18 protein-coding genes are annotated in these 18517 nt (G+C 40.9%); 5 read left to right on the plus strand and 13 right to left on the minus strand.

The window, feature by feature from the left end:
* The 4 genes from CVT08_RS07025 to CVT08_RS10190 all read left to right on the plus strand — a co-directional run bounded on the left by CVT08_RS07025 (position 1) and on the right by CVT08_RS10190 (position 3549).
* The gene (locus tag CVT08_RS07025) at positions 1 to 606 is read left to right on the plus strand and encodes a DedA family protein (protein WP_021086394.1); all 606 of its coding nucleotides are present in this window, start codon (positions 1 to 3) and stop codon (positions 604 to 606) included.
* Positions 587 to 2038 (plus strand): leucyl aminopeptidase, encoded by a 1452-nt coding sequence (locus tag CVT08_RS07030; protein ID WP_107856004.1) that lies wholly within the window; start codon positions 587 to 589, stop codon positions 2036 to 2038. Before CVT08_RS07025 ends, CVT08_RS07030 begins: the two co-directional genes overlap by 20 nt.
* Positions 2038 to 3141: a redox-regulated ATPase YchF gene (gene ychF, locus CVT08_RS07035; protein ID WP_107856005.1), complete on the plus strand. Its 1104-nt coding sequence runs from the start codon at positions 2038 to 2040 to the stop codon at positions 3139 to 3141. Before CVT08_RS07030 ends, ychF begins: the two co-directional genes overlap by 1 nt.
* Positions 3142 to 3405: 264 nt before the next feature.
* Entirely contained in the window at positions 3406 to 3549 is a 144-nt protein-coding gene (locus CVT08_RS10190; RefSeq protein WP_265094278.1) for an HNH endonuclease, read from the plus strand.
* Here the strand turns inward: CVT08_RS10190 and CVT08_RS07045 are convergent, their stop codons facing one another.
* The 3 genes from CVT08_RS07045 to CVT08_RS07055 form a co-directional block, all read right to left on the minus strand.
* Entirely contained in the window at positions 3550 to 3765 is a 216-nt protein-coding gene (locus CVT08_RS07045) for a hypothetical protein (RefSeq protein WP_107856007.1), read from the minus strand.
* 94 nt (positions 3766 to 3859) lie between these two features.
* Positions 3860 to 4309: a hypothetical protein gene (locus tag CVT08_RS07050; protein ID WP_107856008.1), complete on the minus strand. Its 450-nt coding sequence runs from the start codon at positions 4307 to 4309 to the stop codon at positions 3860 to 3862.
* A 152-nt stretch (positions 4310 to 4461) separates the two neighbouring features.
* The gene (locus CVT08_RS07055) at positions 4462 to 5733 is read right to left on the minus strand and encodes an anthranilate synthase component I family protein (protein WP_107856009.1); all 1272 of its coding nucleotides are present in this window, start codon (positions 5731 to 5733) and stop codon (positions 4462 to 4464) included.
* Between the two features lie 143 nt (positions 5734 to 5876).
* On the opposite strand from CVT08_RS07055, the gene CVT08_RS07060 reads away from it, so the two are divergent.
* The gene (locus tag CVT08_RS07060; RefSeq protein ID WP_103598330.1) at positions 5877 to 6617 is read left to right on the plus strand and encodes a sulfite exporter TauE/SafE family protein; all 741 of its coding nucleotides are present in this window, start codon (positions 5877 to 5879) and stop codon (positions 6615 to 6617) included.
* A 28-nt stretch (positions 6618 to 6645) separates the two neighbouring features.
* Here the strand turns inward: CVT08_RS07060 and CVT08_RS07065 are convergent, their stop codons facing one another.
* The 10 genes from CVT08_RS07065 to fliF all read right to left on the minus strand — a co-directional run bounded on the left by CVT08_RS07065 (position 6646) and on the right by fliF (position 18517).
* On the minus strand, positions 6646 to 8106 hold the full coding sequence (locus CVT08_RS07065) for a class I SAM-dependent methyltransferase (RefSeq protein ID WP_107856010.1): 1461 nt from the start codon (positions 8104 to 8106) through the stop codon (positions 6646 to 6648).
* Positions 8106 to 9185, minus strand: coding sequence for a phosphoserine transaminase (gene serC / locus CVT08_RS07070; RefSeq protein ID WP_107856011.1), 1080 nt, complete (start codon positions 9183 to 9185; stop codon positions 8106 to 8108). The genes CVT08_RS07065 and serC overlap by 1 nt, the downstream gene beginning before the upstream one ends.
* A gap of 2 nt (positions 9186 to 9187) precedes the next feature.
* Entirely contained in the window at positions 9188 to 10354 is a 1167-nt protein-coding gene (gene xseA / locus CVT08_RS07075) for an exodeoxyribonuclease VII large subunit (protein ID WP_107856012.1), read from the minus strand.
* Positions 10347 to 11069, minus strand: a complete 723-nt coding sequence (gene ubiE, locus CVT08_RS07080; protein ID WP_107856013.1) for a bifunctional demethylmenaquinone methyltransferase/2-methoxy-6-polyprenyl-1,4-benzoquinol methylase UbiE — start codon at positions 11067 to 11069, stop codon at positions 10347 to 10349. Before ubiE ends, xseA begins: the two co-directional genes overlap by 8 nt.
* A gap of 13 nt (positions 11070 to 11082) precedes the next feature.
* On the minus strand, positions 11083 to 12489 hold the full coding sequence (locus tag CVT08_RS07085) for a CHAD domain-containing protein (RefSeq protein WP_230855921.1): 1407 nt from the start codon (positions 12487 to 12489) through the stop codon (positions 11083 to 11085).
* Positions 12490 to 12624: 135 nt separating this feature from the next.
* Complete coding sequence (locus CVT08_RS07090; protein ID WP_009294652.1) at positions 12625 to 13035, minus strand: Fur family transcriptional regulator; 411 nt, start codon at positions 13033 to 13035, stop codon at positions 12625 to 12627.
* A gap of 71 nt (positions 13036 to 13106) precedes the next feature.
* On the minus strand, positions 13107 to 14933 hold the full coding sequence (gene dxs, locus CVT08_RS07095; RefSeq protein WP_107856014.1) for a 1-deoxy-D-xylulose-5-phosphate synthase: 1827 nt from the start codon (positions 14931 to 14933) through the stop codon (positions 13107 to 13109).
* On the minus strand, positions 14926 to 15792 hold the full coding sequence (gene fliH / locus CVT08_RS07100) for a flagellar assembly protein FliH (protein WP_107856015.1): 867 nt from the start codon (positions 15790 to 15792) through the stop codon (positions 14926 to 14928). Before fliH ends, dxs begins: the two co-directional genes overlap by 8 nt.
* Positions 15789 to 16820, minus strand: a complete 1032-nt coding sequence (gene fliG, locus CVT08_RS07105) for a flagellar motor switch protein FliG (protein WP_012001435.1) — start codon at positions 16818 to 16820, stop codon at positions 15789 to 15791. Before fliG ends, fliH begins: the two co-directional genes overlap by 4 nt.
* Positions 16820 to 18517: a flagellar basal-body MS-ring/collar protein FliF gene (gene fliF, locus CVT08_RS07110; protein ID WP_103573179.1), complete on the minus strand. Its 1698-nt coding sequence runs from the start codon at positions 18515 to 18517 to the stop codon at positions 16820 to 16822. The genes fliG and fliF overlap by 1 nt, the downstream gene beginning before the upstream one ends.

Consider the following 18517-nt stretch of genomic DNA (forward strand, 5'->3'; position numbering starts at 1 on the left):
ATGGAAGAGTTTTTTATAGAACTACTTAAAGAGTACGGCTACATCATACTTTTTGTCTGGTGTATCATGGAGGGCGAGATGGCCTTAATAATGGCTGGAATTCTCGCTCACACCACGCACATGCATATCGCACTTGCTATCTTTGTGGCTGGACTTGGAGGCTTTGTGGGAGATCAAATTTATTTCTATCTTGGCCGTTACAATAAAAAATACATCGCAAAAAGGCTTCACACGCAGCGGAGAAAATTTGCAGTGGCGCACATAATGCTGAAAAAATACGGCTGGCCGATCATCTTTTTGCAACGATATATGTATGGCTTTCGCGTCATCATCCCGCTTTGCATAGGACTTACTGGCTATGATGCTAAAAAATACGCCTTTATAAATTTGATCAGCGCTTGGTGCTGGGCGGCGATCACCACCATACCTGCTTGGATACTTGGCGAGCATATACTTGTGCTTTTGCAAAAAGCAAAAGAGCACTGGTACGTCGCTATCCCAGTGGTTGCTATATTTATGGGGCTTTTGATCTATGCATTTAAGCGCATCGAAAATAAAATTTTAAACGAAAGGAGAGACAGAAGACATGCAGTTTCAAATAGTTGATAAGAAATTAAAAGATATAAAAGCTGATATTGAACTAATTTTCGTAGTTGATAAGGAGTTAAAACATAAATTTATAGGCGATAAAGAGGCTATTAAATTTAACAATTACAAAGGCGAGAGCGTCCTTATCCTAAGTGAGGCAAAAAGAGCCTACGTGCCACTTTCTAAGCTTGATCTTGATGAGCTTAGAGTTGCAGCCGCTAAAGCTTATAACGCACTAAAATCGCTAAATATTAAAAGCATAAAGCTAGCCTCATATATCGCGGAGTGCCAAAAACTAAGCTTTGAAGCGCTAGCTGAGGGCTTTTTGCTTGGAAGCTATGAATTTAACAAATATAAAGAGAAAAAAGAGAGATACACCCTTAAAGAGATCATCTTTTCTACTGAAGAATTTGCTGGCAAAAAGGTCGATCTAAAAGCTGCAAATGAGGGCTTTAAAGAGGCAGAGATAATAGCAAGTGCTACAAATTTCACAAAAGATATCGTAAATGAAATTCCAGAAATTTACACACCGCAAAAGATGGCGCAGGATGCTTTAAATTTAGCTAAAAACATCGCAAGCATAAAGTGCGAGGTCTATGACGAAAAATTTTTAGCTAAAGAGAATATGAACGCATTTTTGGCGGTAAATCGCGCAAGCGTGCATAAACCAAGGCTCATCCACCTAACCTACAAGCCTAAAAAGTCTAAAAAACGCATCATCTTTGTCGGCAAAGGGCTAACATACGATAGCGGCGGCCTTAGCCTGAAACCGGCTGATTATATGCTCACTATGAAATCAGACAAAAGCGGCGCAGCAGCAGCTCTTGGCATCATAAAAGGTGCAGCGGAGCTAAATTTACCATTTGAAATTCACGCCATTTTAGGCGCAACTGAAAATATGATCGGCGGCAACGCTTATAAGCCTGATGACGTGCTTATTTCAAGAAGTGGCGTTAGCATAGAGGTGAGAAACACCGACGCAGAGGGACGCTTGGTGCTGGCTGACTGCCTAAGCTACGCACAAGACTTTAAGCCAGACATCCTAATTGATATGGCAACCTTAACTGGCGCTTGCGTCGTGGGACTTGGCGAATACACAACAGGCATCATGGGCAACAGCGAGAGCCTAAAAAGCGAGTTTAAAAACAAGATAAAAGATAGCGGCGAGCTAGCGACTACGCTTGATTTTAACCCTTATCTTAGCGAGCTTATCAAAAGCCAGATCGCAGACGTTAGCAACTGCGCCTCAAGCAGATATGGCGGCGCGATCACAGCTGGCATGTTTTTAGCTAAATTTATCAAAGATGAGTATAAAGATAAGTGGCTACACCTCGACATCGCAGGTCCAGCATACCGCGAAAAGGCTTGGGGCTACAACCAAGCAGGTGCAAGTGGAGCGGGCGTGAGGATGAATTTATACTTTTTACAAGCACTTAGTAAGGAGAATTGATGGGACTTTCAGTTGGAATAGTAGGCCTACCAAATGTGGGCAAATCAACGACATTTAACGCACTTACAAAGGCGCAAAACGCTGAGAGCGCGAACTATCCGTTTTGCACTATCGAGCCAAACAAAGCCATCGTGCCAGTGCCTGATAAGCGCCTAAACGAGCTTGCAAAGATAGTAAATCCTAATAAAATTCAATACTCAACCATCGAATTTGTCGATATCGCAGGCCTCGTAAAAGGGGCTAGCTCTGGCGAGGGACTTGGCAATAAATTTCTATCAAACATTAGAGAAACCGAGCTTATTTTACACATTGTTCGCTGCTTTGAGGACGAAAACATCACTCACGTCGAGGGTAGCGTCGATCCAGTAAGAGACATCGAGATCATCCAAACCGAGCTGATACTAGCTGACATCGAGCAGCTAAACAAAAAGATAGAAAAGCTCACAAGAGAGGCGAAAGCAAATGCAAAAGGTGCTAAAGAGGCGCTTGAGATAGCAAATTTGCTTCTAGCTCACCTAAATGATGGCAAAAGCGCAAGCAGCTTTGAGCAAAGAGATAGCGAGGCGTTTTTAGCACTCAACAAAGAGCTAAGACTTCTAAGCGCTAAAGAGGTAGTTTATGGCGCAAATGTCGATGAAGAGGGACTTAGCGAAGATAATAAATTTGTAAAAGCGCTAAAAGAGTTTGCTAAAGCCTCAGATCACGAGGTGATAAAGCTTTGCGCCAAGGTTGAAGAGGAGCTAATAGGTCTAAGTGACGAAGAGGCTCACGAGTTTTTGGCATCTCTTGGCACGAACGAGAGCGGTCTTGAAAAGATCATCAAAACATCTTTTGCGAAGCTAAATTTGATAAGCTATTTCACCGCTGGCGTCGTGGAAGTTAGGGCTTGGACGATCACAAATGGTTGGAAAGCGCCAAAAGCAGCAAGCGTCATCCACAACGACTTTGAGAGGGGCTTTATCAGAGCTGAAGTGATAAGCTATGATGACTACATCGCACATGGCGGCGAAAACGGAGCTAAAGAGGCTGGCAAGATGAGACTTGAAGGTAAAGACTACGTCGTGCAAGATGGCGACGTGATGCACTTTAGGTTTAATGTCTAAATTTTACAAGGTTTTTACCTTGTAAAATTCTCTTTAAAAATATCAAATTTATTTTTTAACTACCCAAAGCAACACGGCTTTAATTTATCTAGCAGATGAAATTTTTAAAATCTACCAAATTCAACTTTTAAATTTTTATACTCGTTATATACATACAAAAATGACTAGGATTAAATTTACCATAGCATTAGTTATCCTTTTTTTGATTTATACAGGGCTTTTAGCGATACAATAAAACACTCAACCTATCAAAAACAAAATGGGATCTGTGTAAAATGTAATGAGCATTTTGATATAAGCGAGATGGAAGCTGATCACATAACACCATGGAGCGAGGGTGGAAAGACAATAACTCAAAATTGCCAGATGCTTTGTAAAAATTGTAATAGGATAAAATCAAATAGGTGATTAAGACTGAATAGATTTTTTTACTAGAGTATAGAATTCTTGTTTGTTTTTAGGTTTATTGCATTTTGTCATAGGATGAAATTTTGTTATTTCTCCTATTAATTTTTTGTCATCTGTATATACTTTGACTTTTTCTCCTATTATAAGATTGTGTAATCTACAACCATTAATGTAATCATCAAAGGCTATACAGTTATCGCATGTTTGTTTTCTCATGATTATCCTTTGAGGATGGTATAAAGTAGTATTGTAATATTATTTCATAGTATCTTACTATCAGGCGAATAGTAAGATACTATAATTATAGAAGTTATTTTCTTTCTACATTTGTTTGTGTGCTTGTAAAAAAGACATATCTTTTCATTGGTTTTACATTTTCAGGGGCTTTATCGAATGTGTCTTTTGCTTCCATACATTTTATTGGGCCTCTTACTTTTATTTTCGCATAGGCAAAATTATCATCATTTGTTATTGTAAATTGATCATAGTTTGTTAGATCTCGTCTTGCCATTCCACCTATATCATGCGTTTCATCGTTTTTGTCATATACCACATAATCTTTTTTATGTATATCGTTTTTATCTAATTGGATTAGTTTATATTTTACATCAGCTACAAGCCAGTCGTATTTAGTAGTTGTATCTTGGCATGCTTCCTTAAAACTTCTTGCCACTTTGCCGCTGACACCATCATCATTTCCGCAACCTGACAATGCTAGAGCTATGATACCACTCAATGCTAATAATGAAACTTTTTTCATATACTGTCCTTTTATATTTTTTAGATTTAAGCTCTAAAAACAACTCTTTTTTTCTAAATTTTTCTTGCGGAAATGAAAAATTTATGTTTTTTATCGCTTATTTGGCTATTTTATCCTTTTATTTTTAAAGTTTTCACTTGCGCGACTTAAATTTAAACCTCTTTTGCGCTGTTTTTAAAGACATTTACCACGCTGGCTCGTTTGTGGCAAATTTCAGCATACTCTTTTTCGCTCTTTGAGTCATAGACTATGCCAGCTCCAGCTCCGACAAAGACGTCGCTAAAGCCGTTTTTAGCTGGCACAAAGATAGCTGAGCGGATGAGGATCGCCACCTGTGCGTCGCCATTAAAATGCAAAAATCCAATGCCCCCGCCATAGATATTTCGCTCAAAAATTTCAAGCTCATTGATTATCTGCATAGCTCTGATCTTTGGCGCACCGCTTAATGTGCCAGCCGGGAAGATGCTAGCTAGCACGTCAAAAAGATTAAGCTCCCTAGCGCACTTGCCATAGACGTCGCTAACGATATGCATCACTTTTTCAAATTTCTGGATATGCATCGCATTTTTTACCGCCACGCTCTTTGGCTCTGAAACCCTGCCGATATCATTTCTTGCAAGATCGATTAGCATCTTGTGCTCAGCGAGCTCCTTTTCGTCACTTAGTAGCTCATTTTCAAGCGCCACGTCAGCATTTGCGTCACCCCCTCTTGGTCTTGTGCCTGCAATTGGTGCTACAAAAATTTGCTCACTTTTCATCTCAAAAACAAGCTCAGGCGACGAGCCAACCACATCGCCATAAGGCGTAGGAAAATGAAACATATATGGGCTTGGATTTGCAGTGGCTAGCTTTTTGTAAAAGTCCAGACTATTCATATTTGTTGAAATTTCAAGTAGCTCGCCAAGCACCACTTGAAAGACGTCACCACTTCTTATGTATTCTTTTGCCACTTCAACCATATCTTCAAAGTGTTTCTTCTCGCTACTAAGGTCAGTTTTTATGCTAAATTCACACTCTTTTTCGCCCCTGTGCTCAGCCTTTAAATTTAACAAAAAGTCATAATACCTCTCTTTATCTCCATAAAAAGTATAAATTTTACTCATCTTATCAAAGTGCAGATATGCTTTAGCATCGGCGTAGATAAATTTTGGAAATTCATATTTTTTAGTTTTCTCTTCGCCGATATATTCAAAATATCTCACGCCATCATATGCAAAGACTCCAAAAAGCCCAGCAAAAGGTGCGAGTGATCTGTTACGATTAGTATCAAAGTAGCTTCTAAGCCCGTAAAAGTCCATATCTTTTTCATCGATATATTCGCAGTCGATGCCGATTATCGTCTGTGTCTTGTCTTCAGCAAGGTAGCTATTTTTAAATTTCTCTCTGATCGCTTCATAATAAAAAAGTGGTTGTTCTAAGAGCATCTTTTTCCTTTTAAATTTTTATTGATTATAAAAAATTTTCGCTTTTACTTTTTAGAATTTTGGCTAAATTTTTAAATTTACGCCTTTTTACTATTTTTTTAAGAGCCCCTTGGCTAAAATTTGCACCAGTCAAGGGAGAAAAAATGCTTTTTGTAGAACTTTTTATATTAGGTATCGGCGTTGGTTACATAGCTGGATTTTTTGGCATCGGCGGAGGCACGGTCGTCGTTCCTATAATGGTCGCCTTCGGATACGACGTGAAAACGGCCATTGGCATAAGCGTCATGCAGATGATCTTTAGTGCGACATTTGGCTCGTATCTAAACTACAAAGCTGGACTTTTAAAGCTAAACCGCGGCGTATTTTTGGGGCTTGGGGGTCTTGTGGGAGCAAGTTTTAGTGGTATCATCGTATCACACGCACCTGCACTCTTACTTGAGTCTATGCTTCTAGCAACTTTTGTCTTCTCACTTATAAAGCTATACTTTTCGCCAAACAGCGACGGCTCAAATGCGAATAATTCGCTCTTTTTGCTATTTTTAGTTGGCGTTTTTGTTGGCGTTTTTGCCATTAGCATCGGCATCGGCGGAGGCGTCTTTATCGCTCCTATCTTGGTTGGCTTTTTACGTTATGAGCTGAAAAAAGCCGTTTCTATGGGCGTGTTTTTCGTTATGTTTGCGGCCATCGCGGGCTTCATCTCACTCTCGCTAAATGGCCATATCTCATACGCTGAGGGCGCATTTTTAGGTCTTGGCTCGCTAATAGGCGCATACTTTGGCACCAAAAAGACGCAAAATACAGACAAAAAAACACTTAAAAAATGGTTTTTGGTCTTTTACATAGCGATGATATGTTTGATATTAAAAGATATGTTTTTTGAGTAAGAGCATGGCTAAATTTGCCACGCTCTTTTTAAATTTCTTCAAAAAAGTAGGCTTCGCTTAGTTTAAAAGCAAGCTCTTTTAGCTCATCTTCGCTTAAATTTACGCCCTTTGCGATCTCTTTAAAGCTAGTCTTGCCGTCAAATTTCAAAGCGGCTTTGATCTCTTCAACGCTTAAGCTAAGCTTGCCATTTAGCTCATTTGCCAAAGAAATAACTGGCAAACTAGCCTCCAAAAAATATCCTAGATACGCTGCTGCTCTAGGCTTTAGCCTAGTTTTTTTAGGCTCATAATCAAGCGCAATAAGCTTTGATGATGAAATTTTAGTGTTTTGATCATTTAAAATTTCAAGTAGCCCCATAAAGGCTTCGCTCTCGCTCTCACCAAGTGCAGCCTTTGCTTCGTTTAAATTTAGACTTTGCGGGTAGGCCTTGCTTAAAATTTCTTGCGTTTTTGTCCTTGGTTGTTCGCTAAAGTAGGCAAAATTTAGGCTATTTAGCTCGCTCTCTCCAAGCACCGCGTCAAAATCATCAGCGCCTTCAAGCCTTTCTTTGTGAGCGATGAGGCTTTTTCTAAAGGATCTATTAAACAAAAAGTCGTTTAGCTGCTCTTTTTTGATGCGAGTGTTGTAGCTTTGCTCGATGTGCGCGTCAAATCGGTAAATCCCAGTCGAGCTTGCAAAGATATCGTTTAGTGAGGCGTCTATGACGTAGCAAAGTCCGTGTTTATCGATGTGCCTAGCAAATTTATGAAAGTAAGTTGGCTCGTTGCTCGCCTCCAAAAAGTCGTGCAAAATGTAATAATCACTCCCCTTTGCGATGATGCCTTGCAAGAAATTTAGCTGCGTCAAAAGCAGTTTCATGCTGTCTTTATAGACGACGTCGCTTTGGTTTTGCAGGCTAAATTTCAAATAATCCTGCAAGAAATTTAACTCTTCTTTGACGTGAGGAAGTGAGTCTTTATCGCCCCTATTTGCGCTCGCAAAAAGCATGAAATCTCTTAAGATATCAAGGCTCTTCCAGCCTGGGTAGGTGTTATAAGAGACGTAGGCGATGCCATCTTTGCTAAGTAGCGCCTTTATCGTTGCAAGTAGCGCGTCTCTTACGTTTGGGCTCACCCAGCTATAAACGCCGTGAGCGATGATGTAGTCAAACTCGCCAAGCTCTTTGATATCGTGCTCATTCATGTGCAAAAAGTCGCGCTCAAAAAGGGTGAAATTTTTTAAATTCATCTTCTTTGCGATCTTGTTGCCCTCTTCTACTTGGTGGCTTGAGATATCGATGCCAACGACCTTTGCCTCTTTGTGCGAAGCTGCAAATGGCAAGATGTTGCCACCGTATGATGAACCAAGCTCAAGCACTCTAGCGTCTTTTAAATTTGCCGCCTTTAGCCCAAGAAATTTAGCAACCGCCTCTATCCTAACAGGCGAGCAGTCGCTAAATGCAGCTGAGAAATAAGGAATTTCATCGTAAGCTTTTTTTGCCTTGTTCATCAGCCATGCTTTCTGGCAAATTCTCTCATAAACTCGCCAAGTTTCTCGACGTCGCTTTGGCTAACGGCGTTGTAGATAGAGGCTCTTATGCCGCCAAGATGTCTGTGACCTTTTAGTCCAAGCATGCCCTCTTTTAGCGCTTCTTCGACGAAAACTGGCTCAAGCGCATGATCTTTTGGTATCGTAAAGCTCACGTTCATATCTGATCTGCTTGATTTTTTAGCGTGACCCACGTAAAAGCCATTTGAGCTATCGATAATATTATAAAGTGTGCTTGCTTTTTTGGCGTTTATCTTCTCAACCTCAGCAAGTCCGCCAAGATCTAGTAGGTGCTGCATAGTTAAATTTAAAAGATAAATTCCAAAAGTTGGCGGTGTGTTGTAAAGCGAGTTTGCCTCTGCGTGCGTTTTGTAGCGCAAAAACATAGGGACGTTTTGGCTGCTCACGCGATCAACTAGATCTTTTCTTAAAATGATGATAGTCACGCCGCTTGGGCCTGCATTTTTCTGAGCGCCGCCATAAAGCAAGCCGATACTGCTAAAATCAAGCGGTCTAGCAAAAAAATCGCTCGAAGCATCGACAACTAGGGGCGATTTGGTCTTTGGCATAGATTTATACTGAGTGCCATAGATCGTATTATTTGAGCAGATGTAGGCGTAGTCAGCGTCATCGCTAAATTTCACCTCAGGGATATAAGAGAAATTTTCATCCTCACTGCTTGCGACGACATCTACATTTACGCCAAGCACTTTTGCCTCTTTGATCGCTTTGTTTGTCCAAACGCCGGTGTTTGCGTACTGCGCATTGCCACCTTGATATAAATTCATCGGTATCATGCTAAATTGCAAATGTGCGCCACCTTGCAAAAATAAAATTTCATACTCATCGCCGATACCATAAAGCTTTCTTATCTTCTCCATCGCACCAAAGTGGATCTCCTCGAAGGTCTTGCTTCTGTGGCTGATCTCCATGATCGAGTAGCCCTCGCCTCTATAGTCGGTAAATTCGGCCTTTGCGTGCTCTAAAACGTCTAGTGGTATCGCGCTTGGGCCTGCGCTAAAGTTGATTTTTCTACTCATTTTTACTCCTTGATAATTGCTTTTTTATGTGTATTTTGCGAGATAAGCTCGATCTCATCATTGAGATTTAAATCCCTAAGATCAGCTCTCTTGCCATCTTTTCTAACCTCGATAAGCCCCTTCGTGCTCTCAAAAAAGAGCTCCCTCATCTCGTAGGCTTTCTCCAAAGAGCCAAGGGCTGAGCCAAGAAGCAAGATCTTTCTTTGCACGGCGTTTGTTAGGGCATTTTGCTTGTTTGCTACCTCGCTAAATTTTAGCTCGATCCTAGCTTTTAGAGCGTTTGATGAAAATTTAGAAAGTAATAAATTTAATAAATTTTGCTTCTTTGTGATCTTTAAATTTAAAGCGCTATCAAGATGGTCGCTGAGCCTGTCAAGATACTGAAAAAACGCCTCTTCATCAGGCAAAAGATCAAGCATGGCTGCACTTGGCGTAAGAGATCTGCGGTCTGCTACAAAGTCGCTTATAACGTAGTCGATCTCGTGGCCGATAGCGCTTATGACTGGCGTTTTTGTAGCGTAAATTTCACGTGCCAAACCCTCGTCGTTAAAGCACCAAAGGTCTTCTTTGCTGCCGCCTCCGCGCGCCAAAACGATCACATCAACGCCGTATTTATCGGCTTTTCTCAAGGCTTTTATAAGCGAGCTTGGGGCATTTTCGCCCTGAGTTAGTGCGTCAAATATATAAATTTCACTTAGCCTCCAGCGGCTCGTGACGACTTTTAGCATGTCCTGAAGTGCAGCCGAAGTGGCGCTTGTGACAAGGGCTATTTTTTTAGGTAAATTTGGTATCTCTTTTTTTGCACCGATGTCAAAAAGCCCCTCGTTTTCGAGCTTTTCTTTAAGCTGTCTAAACGCAAGCTCAAGCTCGCCCTCGCCATCTGGCAGCATAGCACTAGCCACTAGCTGATACGACCCACTTGGCGAATAAATGGTCACTTTGCCATAAATTTTGACCTTCAAGCCCTCTTTTGGCAGGAATTTTACCTTTTGGTTATTCATACGATACATCACGGCTGAGATGCTTGACTTTTCGTCCTTTAGTGTGAAGTACCAGTGCCCAGAGGCATGCTTTGTTAGGCGCGAAATTTCGCCACTTACCTCGACGTAGTCAAGGGTTGCCTCAAGCAGTGCCTTTGCTTTTTCGTTTAGCTCAGATACGCTAAGCATTGATCTCTTTGACCTTTTTGGCGATAAATAGCGTCGAGATATCCATGCTAAAGCCCTTGCAAAGCTCTATCTCAAAGCCAGCCTCTATAAGCTCGTCGCAAAAGCTCTTTGCATCGAGGAAATTTTCTATCGAGCTTGGTAGATACTCATACGCCTCTTTGTTTTTTGAGATAAAGCCGCCTATACTTGGTAAAATTTTACTTAGGTAAAAATCTCTTAATGAGGTTATTAAGCCCTTTTTCTGGCGCTTTGTAAATTCGAGCACGACGACGTAGCCGCCATCAGCCAAGACCCTGTTAAACTCTCTTAGTGCAGCCTTTCGCTCGACCACGTTTCTGATGCCGTAGCTTATGCTTAAAATTTGAGCCTCACCGCTTGCAAGCGTTGTATTATCAGCGTAGGCCTCTATAAATTTAAAATTTGGAAATTTCGCCCTCGCCTCTTTTAGCATGCCGCTTGATGGGTCGATGCCAGTTAGGTTTTTTACCTCAACGCCAAATTCTTTTGAAATTTCACTCCAAAGCCCCATCATATCGCCAGTGCCGCAAGCCACATCCACGATATTTATGCTTTTATTTTTAAAAATTTCTAGCATATACCTGCAGGCAAATTTCCTCCAGCTCACATCCACGCCAAGGCTTAGCACCCTGTTTGCGACGTCGTAAGTCGGAGCGATCTGGTTAAACATATCAACTATCTTTTCTTGTTTTTGCATAAATTTTAGACCTTTATATGTAGTAAATTTTTAAATTTCGCGAGATCTTGCGAGTTGCTTTTATAAATTTAAGCCGTTTTTTTAGTATCTCTTCTCTAGTTTTGTAAATTTGTTTGTAAATTTTGCTCTCAAGTTTTTCTTTGCCGGCAACCTCTGGCAAGCGCTCTAAGATGCCAAGCCAAACGTCATAGTCTTGAAGCGCACCAAAGATCTCTTGCATATCTTTTAGCCGCTCTTCATACTTTTTAAGCCCGTCAAAATAAAAAATCTCACTCAAAAACTCGTAGGTATATCTCACCTTTTTAAGCTCGATCCTGATCTTGTGAAAGCTCTCATTTGGGCAGTCTTGATCTAGGCTTTTTAGCCTCTTTTGAGCCAAAACTAGAAGCGTTCTTAGCTTAAACGAACCAAGTCGCGAAAGGCTTACATCAAAGAGCTTTGATCTATAAAACTCGCCCTCGTTTAAAAATATCTCCCACTCTTTTAAAAATGCGTAGTTTTCCTCGTCACTCAGGTAGCTTTTAATGTTTTCATACTCTAAATTTAGAGCCTTTTGCACAAAGTAAATAAGCTCATTTGCGTGCTTTTGCTCGCTTAAAAAGCCTAGAAAAATGTCAAGGTCTCGCTTTTTGTTGGTTGAATTTGTCAAAATTTTAAAATTCTCTCCAAAAAAGAGCGTCACTTTCTCATCAAAAACGCCGTTAAAAATTTTAAGTAACGACCTAACTTTTCTTAAATTTACTCGCAGGTTGTGCAAAATTTCTTCGTCGTGATCTTGCAGATAGTCACTCTTTAGCCTCTTTATCTCTTTATATATGCTTAAAAATAAAGCTCTAAGTGCCTCGCCACTTTTTAAATTCGCAGTAAAATTTGGCGAAATTTCTTTGTTTTTAAAGACATTGTAGGCTCTTTTGTAGTCGATTTGTTCATTTTCGTTTGCGTGGATGGCTAGAAATTTGTTTTTATATCTTTTATCGCAGGTGACATCGGCCTTACAAAACTGCTCCAAAAATGGTGGCAGTTTAAAATAGACAGCCTCGTTTTCATCACTAAATTCTATTTCAAATGTGCAAAGTCCGTTTAAACCGTCTTTAAAAACGTCAATGTTGCATGGATTATTGTTTAGCCGAAAAATGTATCTATCTTTGGTGATTACGCGTCCGATACAGTTTTTTAGGGCCTTTTTAAACTCGGCCTTTTCGCAAAATTCCTCATTTTCTTCTCTTATAAGATCTTTGCCAACCTTGATCGTTTTTATAAATTTACCCTCTTCACTTCTGAAGCGGATCTCTTCATTTTGCGTGATCTTGGTGTAAAACTGAGAAATTTCAAGGTGCTTAAAAACTACTCCAGCATCTTTTAGAAAATCTAGAATTTGAGAATTTTTGAGTAAAAATTTACGCTCTATCTCCAAACCCACATTTTTCTCCGAAATTTTTTGTTTATTTTAGCAAGTTAGTGCTTAAAATAATGAGAAAAATGCTAATTTTAGGCTTTTTTGAAGTGTTTTATGAAGAAAAAAATTTATGTTGCATTATGCAACATAAATTTTGCCTTATCGGCAGTGCTTACAGCTTTTTACGCTAGCAACGATATTTAGGCGCTCGATGATGTTACCGATCTTTTTTTCAAGCGCTTCTTGGTATTTGCCAAGCTCTGAGTCATCATAGCTCATATCCTCGACGCTACCGCAGTTTTCGCAAACCACGTGGATGTGCGGATGCTCGTAAATGTCGTATCTCGCCTTTTGATTGACGATATTTACCTCAACTACAAGGCCTTCGTCTTTTAGAGTGTTTAGGTTTTTATAGACAGTTGCGAGCGAAACTGATGGATTTTCTTTCAAAATTTCATCATAAAGCTCATCGATCGTTGGATGTGTGTGACGATCAAGAATTCTCAAAACGCTAAGACGCTGCGGCGTTACTTTAAGCCCAGACTGTTTTAGCAACGATACATATTGCATAATTTTCCCCTATACAAATTTTTGCTTTATGCTAGCAAAAGTAATATTAAACGTTTCTTTATTAAATGATATTAATTATTCTCTAGTAATTTTTGGGTAATTTGCTCAGCACTTATGCCAAGGCTCTCTTCGACCTCAGTTGTCGAGCCATGCTGGATAAATTTATCATCATACTCAAAGCTAACAACGCTTACATTTGATATGCCATTTTCTTGCAAAAAGGCACTTATAATCTCGCCAACGCCGCCTTTTTTAGCGCTATCGCTAAAGATATACCACTTTTTAGTGCGTTTTGCTAGCTCACATAAAAGCTCTCTATCAAGCGGCTTTACAAAGACTAGATCAACAAGGATAGCTTCAAGCTTGCCAGCTAGTAAATTTCTAACCAAATTTGCCCTGCCAACGCCATTGCCATAGCCTAAAAATGCGGTCTCGCTCTTTGCATCAGCTAAAATTTCACCCTTGCCAAACTCAAGTGGCTTAGCTTTAAACTCACCTCTTAAGATAAATGCCCCGCGCGGATATCTAAATGCGCTAACGCCTTTATAAGAGTAGGCAAATTCCATAACATTTTTCATGCTCTCTTCGCACCTTGGGGCAAAAAGAACCATATTTGGCACAGCGTTTAAAAAGCTAATGTCAAAAGCACCCTGATGTGTCTCGCCATCCTCACCCACGATGCCCGCCCTATCCATCGCAAATGTGATGTTTAAATTTAAGATAGAAGCGTCGTGAATGACCTGATCGTAGGCTCTTTGCATAAAGGTCGAGTATATCGCGACAAATGGCTTAAAGCCCTCTTTTGCCATAGCCGACATCGAGGTAACTGCGTGCTGCTCGGCTATCGCCACGTCCCAAAAGCGGTCTGGAAACTCATGTATGAGCGCGTCCATACCAGTGCCTGTTGGCATCGCAGCCGTTACGCCAACGATGTCGCTGTGCTCTCTTGCCATCTTTAAAAGCTGCTCGCTAAAGATCGCCGTGGCTGACTTGTTTGACTGTCTTTTTATAAATTCGCCACTTTTTAGATCAAACGGCCCAACTCCGTGCCAATTTTCATAATAACCCTCGGCAAATTCATACCCTTTACCCTTTAGCGTCTGCACGTGCACGATGACTGGTTTTTTCATGTTTTTGGCAGTTTCAAATGTACTAAGAAGCGCTGAGAGGTCGTGCCCATCGACTGGGCCTATGTACTCAAGTCCAAGCTCTTCAAAAAACATGCCAGGAGTGATGAGCCTGATGCCCTCCTCCATGCGTCTAGCCATGTAGGCTGCAGAGTCTGGCATGTAGCTTAAAAAGCGCTCGACCCTGCCTTTAAATTTTTGATAAAACTGCCCTGCCATCATCTGGCTTAGATACTTGCTAAGTGCGCCTATTGGCTTACTTATGCTCATCTCGTTGTCGTTTAAGATGATGACGCAAGGATATTTTCTGTCCCCCAGCTCATTTAGTGCCTCGTACGCCATGCCGCCACTTAGCGAGCCATCGCCTATGACAGCCACTGGCAAGCGGTCTTCATTTTTTAGCCTGATCGCCTTTGCAGCGCCAACTGCAAGTGAAATGGACGTCGAGCTATGTCCTGCTACAAAGTAGTCAAATTTGCTCTCGCTTGGCTTTGTGTAGCCGCTGATACCGTTAAATTTCCTAAGCGTGTCAAAGCTATCCCAGCGCCCAGTTAGTAGCTTGTGTGCGTAGCTTTGGTGGCTCACATCAAAAATAAACGGATCTTTTGTAACATCAAAAATTTTATGCATCGCAACGATGATCTCGACTGCACCGATGTTTGAGCTAAGATGACCGCCATTTTTGCTAACAGTGGCTAAAATTTTATCTCTGATGTCGTGGCAAAGCGCGTTTAGCTCATCGACATTTAGGCTTTTAACGTCTTTATTCATTATTTACCAACATTTTTAGCTTTTCAAGCCTTGTTTGCATCGTCGCGTCGATGTTTCCGCCCTCGCTTATTATCACTACGCCACCTTTGCTTATAGCGTCGTCTGAGCAAACTTTAACGCGCTCATTTTTACTAAACTGCTCTCTTAGGTAGTCGCTATCCTCAGGATTTACGCGAATTTCTATGTTTTTTACGTCGCTTAGCTCTTTAATGAGTGAGCCAGCTAGGTGATGAGCGATCTGGCTAGATGCGCTTGACACCTCTTTTTCTATCACCTCTTTTGCGATCTTTATCGCAGTTTGGCCAAGCTCGTCTTCGCTCTTTTTCAAAAACTCATCAAATTTAGCGTACTGCTCATCTAACTTTGCAGCTGAAGCGTTAAATTTAGCCTCAAGCTCCCTTATCTTTGCCTCGTTTGCAGCGTTTGTTTGAGCGATGCCTTCGTTTTTGCCATCCTCTTTTGCACGGGCGATCTCAGCCTCAAGACGTTTTGCAAATTCACTCTCTTGATTTTCTATTTGCATTTGAAGCTTGATGATATTGCTGCTTAGCTCATCTGTCTTTTTAAGCAGCTCCTCGACAAAACTCGAGTCAAATCCAGGCTGGTGAGCTTGGCTATTTTGAGACTGAGGTGCAAAGTGATTTTGCATATTTGGTTGCACTGGGTGTGACATCTGAGGTGCGAAATTTTCACCACCTTGCTCTAAGCTTTGTTCATTTAGCTCTTCACTAAGATTATTTTCTTCTATCAAAACAGGTGTGCTATCTTGGGCTCTTTCGTTACTTCCAAGCACCTTAAATCTATAATTTTCTATAAAGTGAGCCGGTGAGGTCTCACTTGTTATTACGCTACTTTTCATTCTATCATCTCATCTGCTTCGCCAACTTGGAAGACACCTTGATCAGCTAGACCTTGAACGACCTCAACGATGCGTCTTTGCGCCTCTTCAACGTCTTTTACACGCACAGCGCCAAGGTATTGCATCTCCTCTTTAAAGGCTTCGGCTGCACGCTGAGACATATTTGATAAAAATTTATCCTTAATGCCATCGCTTGAACCCTTAAATGCAACCATAAGGTCCTTTTTATCGACATTTTTGAGAATTTCTCTAATCGCAGTTGCATTAAGATTGATGATATCTTCAAAGGTAAACATAAGCTCTTTGATCGTTGTAGCAAGCTTATCATCGCTTTGCTCGATGCGCTCGATCGTGCTTTTGCTAGCTTTTTGACCAAGTCTGTTAAGCACTTCTGCCACAGCTCTTGGGCCACCAACCTCGACTTTATAAGATGTGAGGCTCTCAAGTTTGCCCTCAAGCACTGTTGAGACACGCTTGATGACTGATGGGCTGATCTCGCCAAGATTTGCCATCCTGATCACAACCTCACTTCTTAGCTCATCTGAGAAGAAGCTTAGTGTCTCGGCAGCACTTGTTGAATCCATGTGGGCAAGGATTAGCGCGATGGTTTGAGGGTGCTCTTTTACGATGAAGTCTGCGAGTTGCTGTGGCTTTATCTTATCAAGATAGCCAAAACTCTTTGAGTTCTCCATGCTTTTAGCAAGCTTGTCTAAAATTTTCTGAGCAGCCTCTGGGCCAAATGTGCGGTATAAAATTTCTTTTGCATACTCTAAACCGCCACTTCTCATATATTGATTTGACTGCATGAGAGCGTAGAATTCTTCCAAAATAGCACCAGCAACTTGTTTGTCTATATTTTTTGCAGTTGCTATGTAGCCTGAAATTTCGGTGATGACATCAACATCCATATGAGAAAATATCAGAGCTGTCGCCTCTTCACCAAGCTGGATCAGTAAAATAGCGATCTTTTCTGGCATTGAAAGATCATCATATATCATCTTTTGCTTATCGGTTAGTTTTATAGACATCAAATTTCCTTACGCATGTTAAATTCACTATCGTTTTTAACCATATCTTGGAGTAAATTTGAAATTTCCTCACTTCGCTCGGTGACTACTATCTTCATCTTTTCAAGAAGGACGTCGTATTTTAGCTCGTCCTCGTTAAATTCACCACTAAGGCCAAGCTGCTCCTCGACCTTCTTGCGAGCGGCTTTAAATTTCTCGAGCGTATCTTCTGCATCCATCTCGATCTCTTCAAGATCGTCCTGGACTTGCTCCTCTTCCTCTCTGGTCTCCTCAAGCATTTTTTGCATAAATGGTACGATGACCTTTTTGTAGAAAAAGTAGAGTAAAACAAGCGCAAAGATGTATTTTAGTAGCGGCAAGAACGGCATCACGTAGTTATTCATAAAGCCATCCATCTTCTCGCCAGTGCTGACATCTTTGCCAGTTTTAAACTCGAAGTTATCTAAGCTCACCTCATCGCCTCTGTTTTGATTGTAGCCGATTGATTGTTTGATTAAATTTGTGATTGATTCTCTTTGCTCTTTGGTAAGCGGGGCAAATTCAAGCTCGCCAGTTGGCTTGCCATCTTTGTCCTTTTTGCTTTGATAAAGTCCGTCTATAACGACAGCTGCGCTTACTCTGTTTATGCTAGCAAACTGCCCTTTGACATTTGTCACTTTCTTTGAAATTTCGTAGTTTGTCTGCTGTGAGCTTTTGTTGTACTGCTCTTTTAAAGTGCTATCATCTAGTCCTTGAACTGGACCTATGTTACTAACCGCACCTGGGACGCCACCCACTTCATTTGGAGCTGAACCTTGACGCTTTTCTTCGATGTTACTCTCGCTTCTTACGACGTTATTTGGGTCATAAACCTCGCTTTTCGTATCTTTTTTATCAAAGTCAAAGTCGATATTTACCTTTGCTACGACCTTATCTGCCCCGCCTACGATAGGAGCTAGGACATTTACGATCTTTTGCTCATAATTATTTTCAAACTCGCGCTTATAGCGGATCTGCTGAGCTATGGCATCACTATCAAACTCTCCGTCCTCATCGCCAAGTGCGACGCCATCTTGATTGACGATCTTTACATTTTCTGTGCTTAAATTTGTAACAGAGGCAGCAACTAGGTTTTTAATGCCAAAAATTTGCTTCGCATTTAGACTAACGCCTGGCTTTAGCTCAACAACGATAGAAGCGGTCGGAAGTGCTTGTCTTTCAGTGAAAACGCTCTCTTTTGGTATGGCTATTCTTACGGTTGCTTTTTGGATAGATGAGAGGCTCTCGATCGTTCTAGCTAACTCACCCTCGAGCGCTCTTTGAAATTTAACTCTCTGCTCAGCATCAGTAGCTCCAAATTCTTGCTTGTCAAAAATTTCAAAACCGATCTTGCTCTCTTTTGGTATGCCAAGCGTTGCAACCGCGATACGTTCTTTATAGACATCGCTCGTTGGCACAAGGATAGTGCCTTCATTTGCTAGTTTATACTTGATACCATCTTTATTTAGCTGATCGACTATTAAGGCTGAGTCGCTTGGGCTGATGTTTTCAAAAAGGACGCTATATCCTGCAAAACTATCACTTTTGCTTTTGTAAAGCGTTAAAAATACCAAAAAAGCCACAACCAAAACGATCGAGCTGCCTGCGACGATCTTTTGTTTTAGTGAAAGCTTTTGATAAATTTGACTTATTTGATGAAGTAATGCCTTAAAATCCAT

This window comes from Campylobacter concisus, assembly GCF_003048835.2.
Taxonomy (GTDB): domain Bacteria; phylum Campylobacterota; class Campylobacteria; order Campylobacterales; family Campylobacteraceae; genus Campylobacter_A; species Campylobacter_A concisus_D.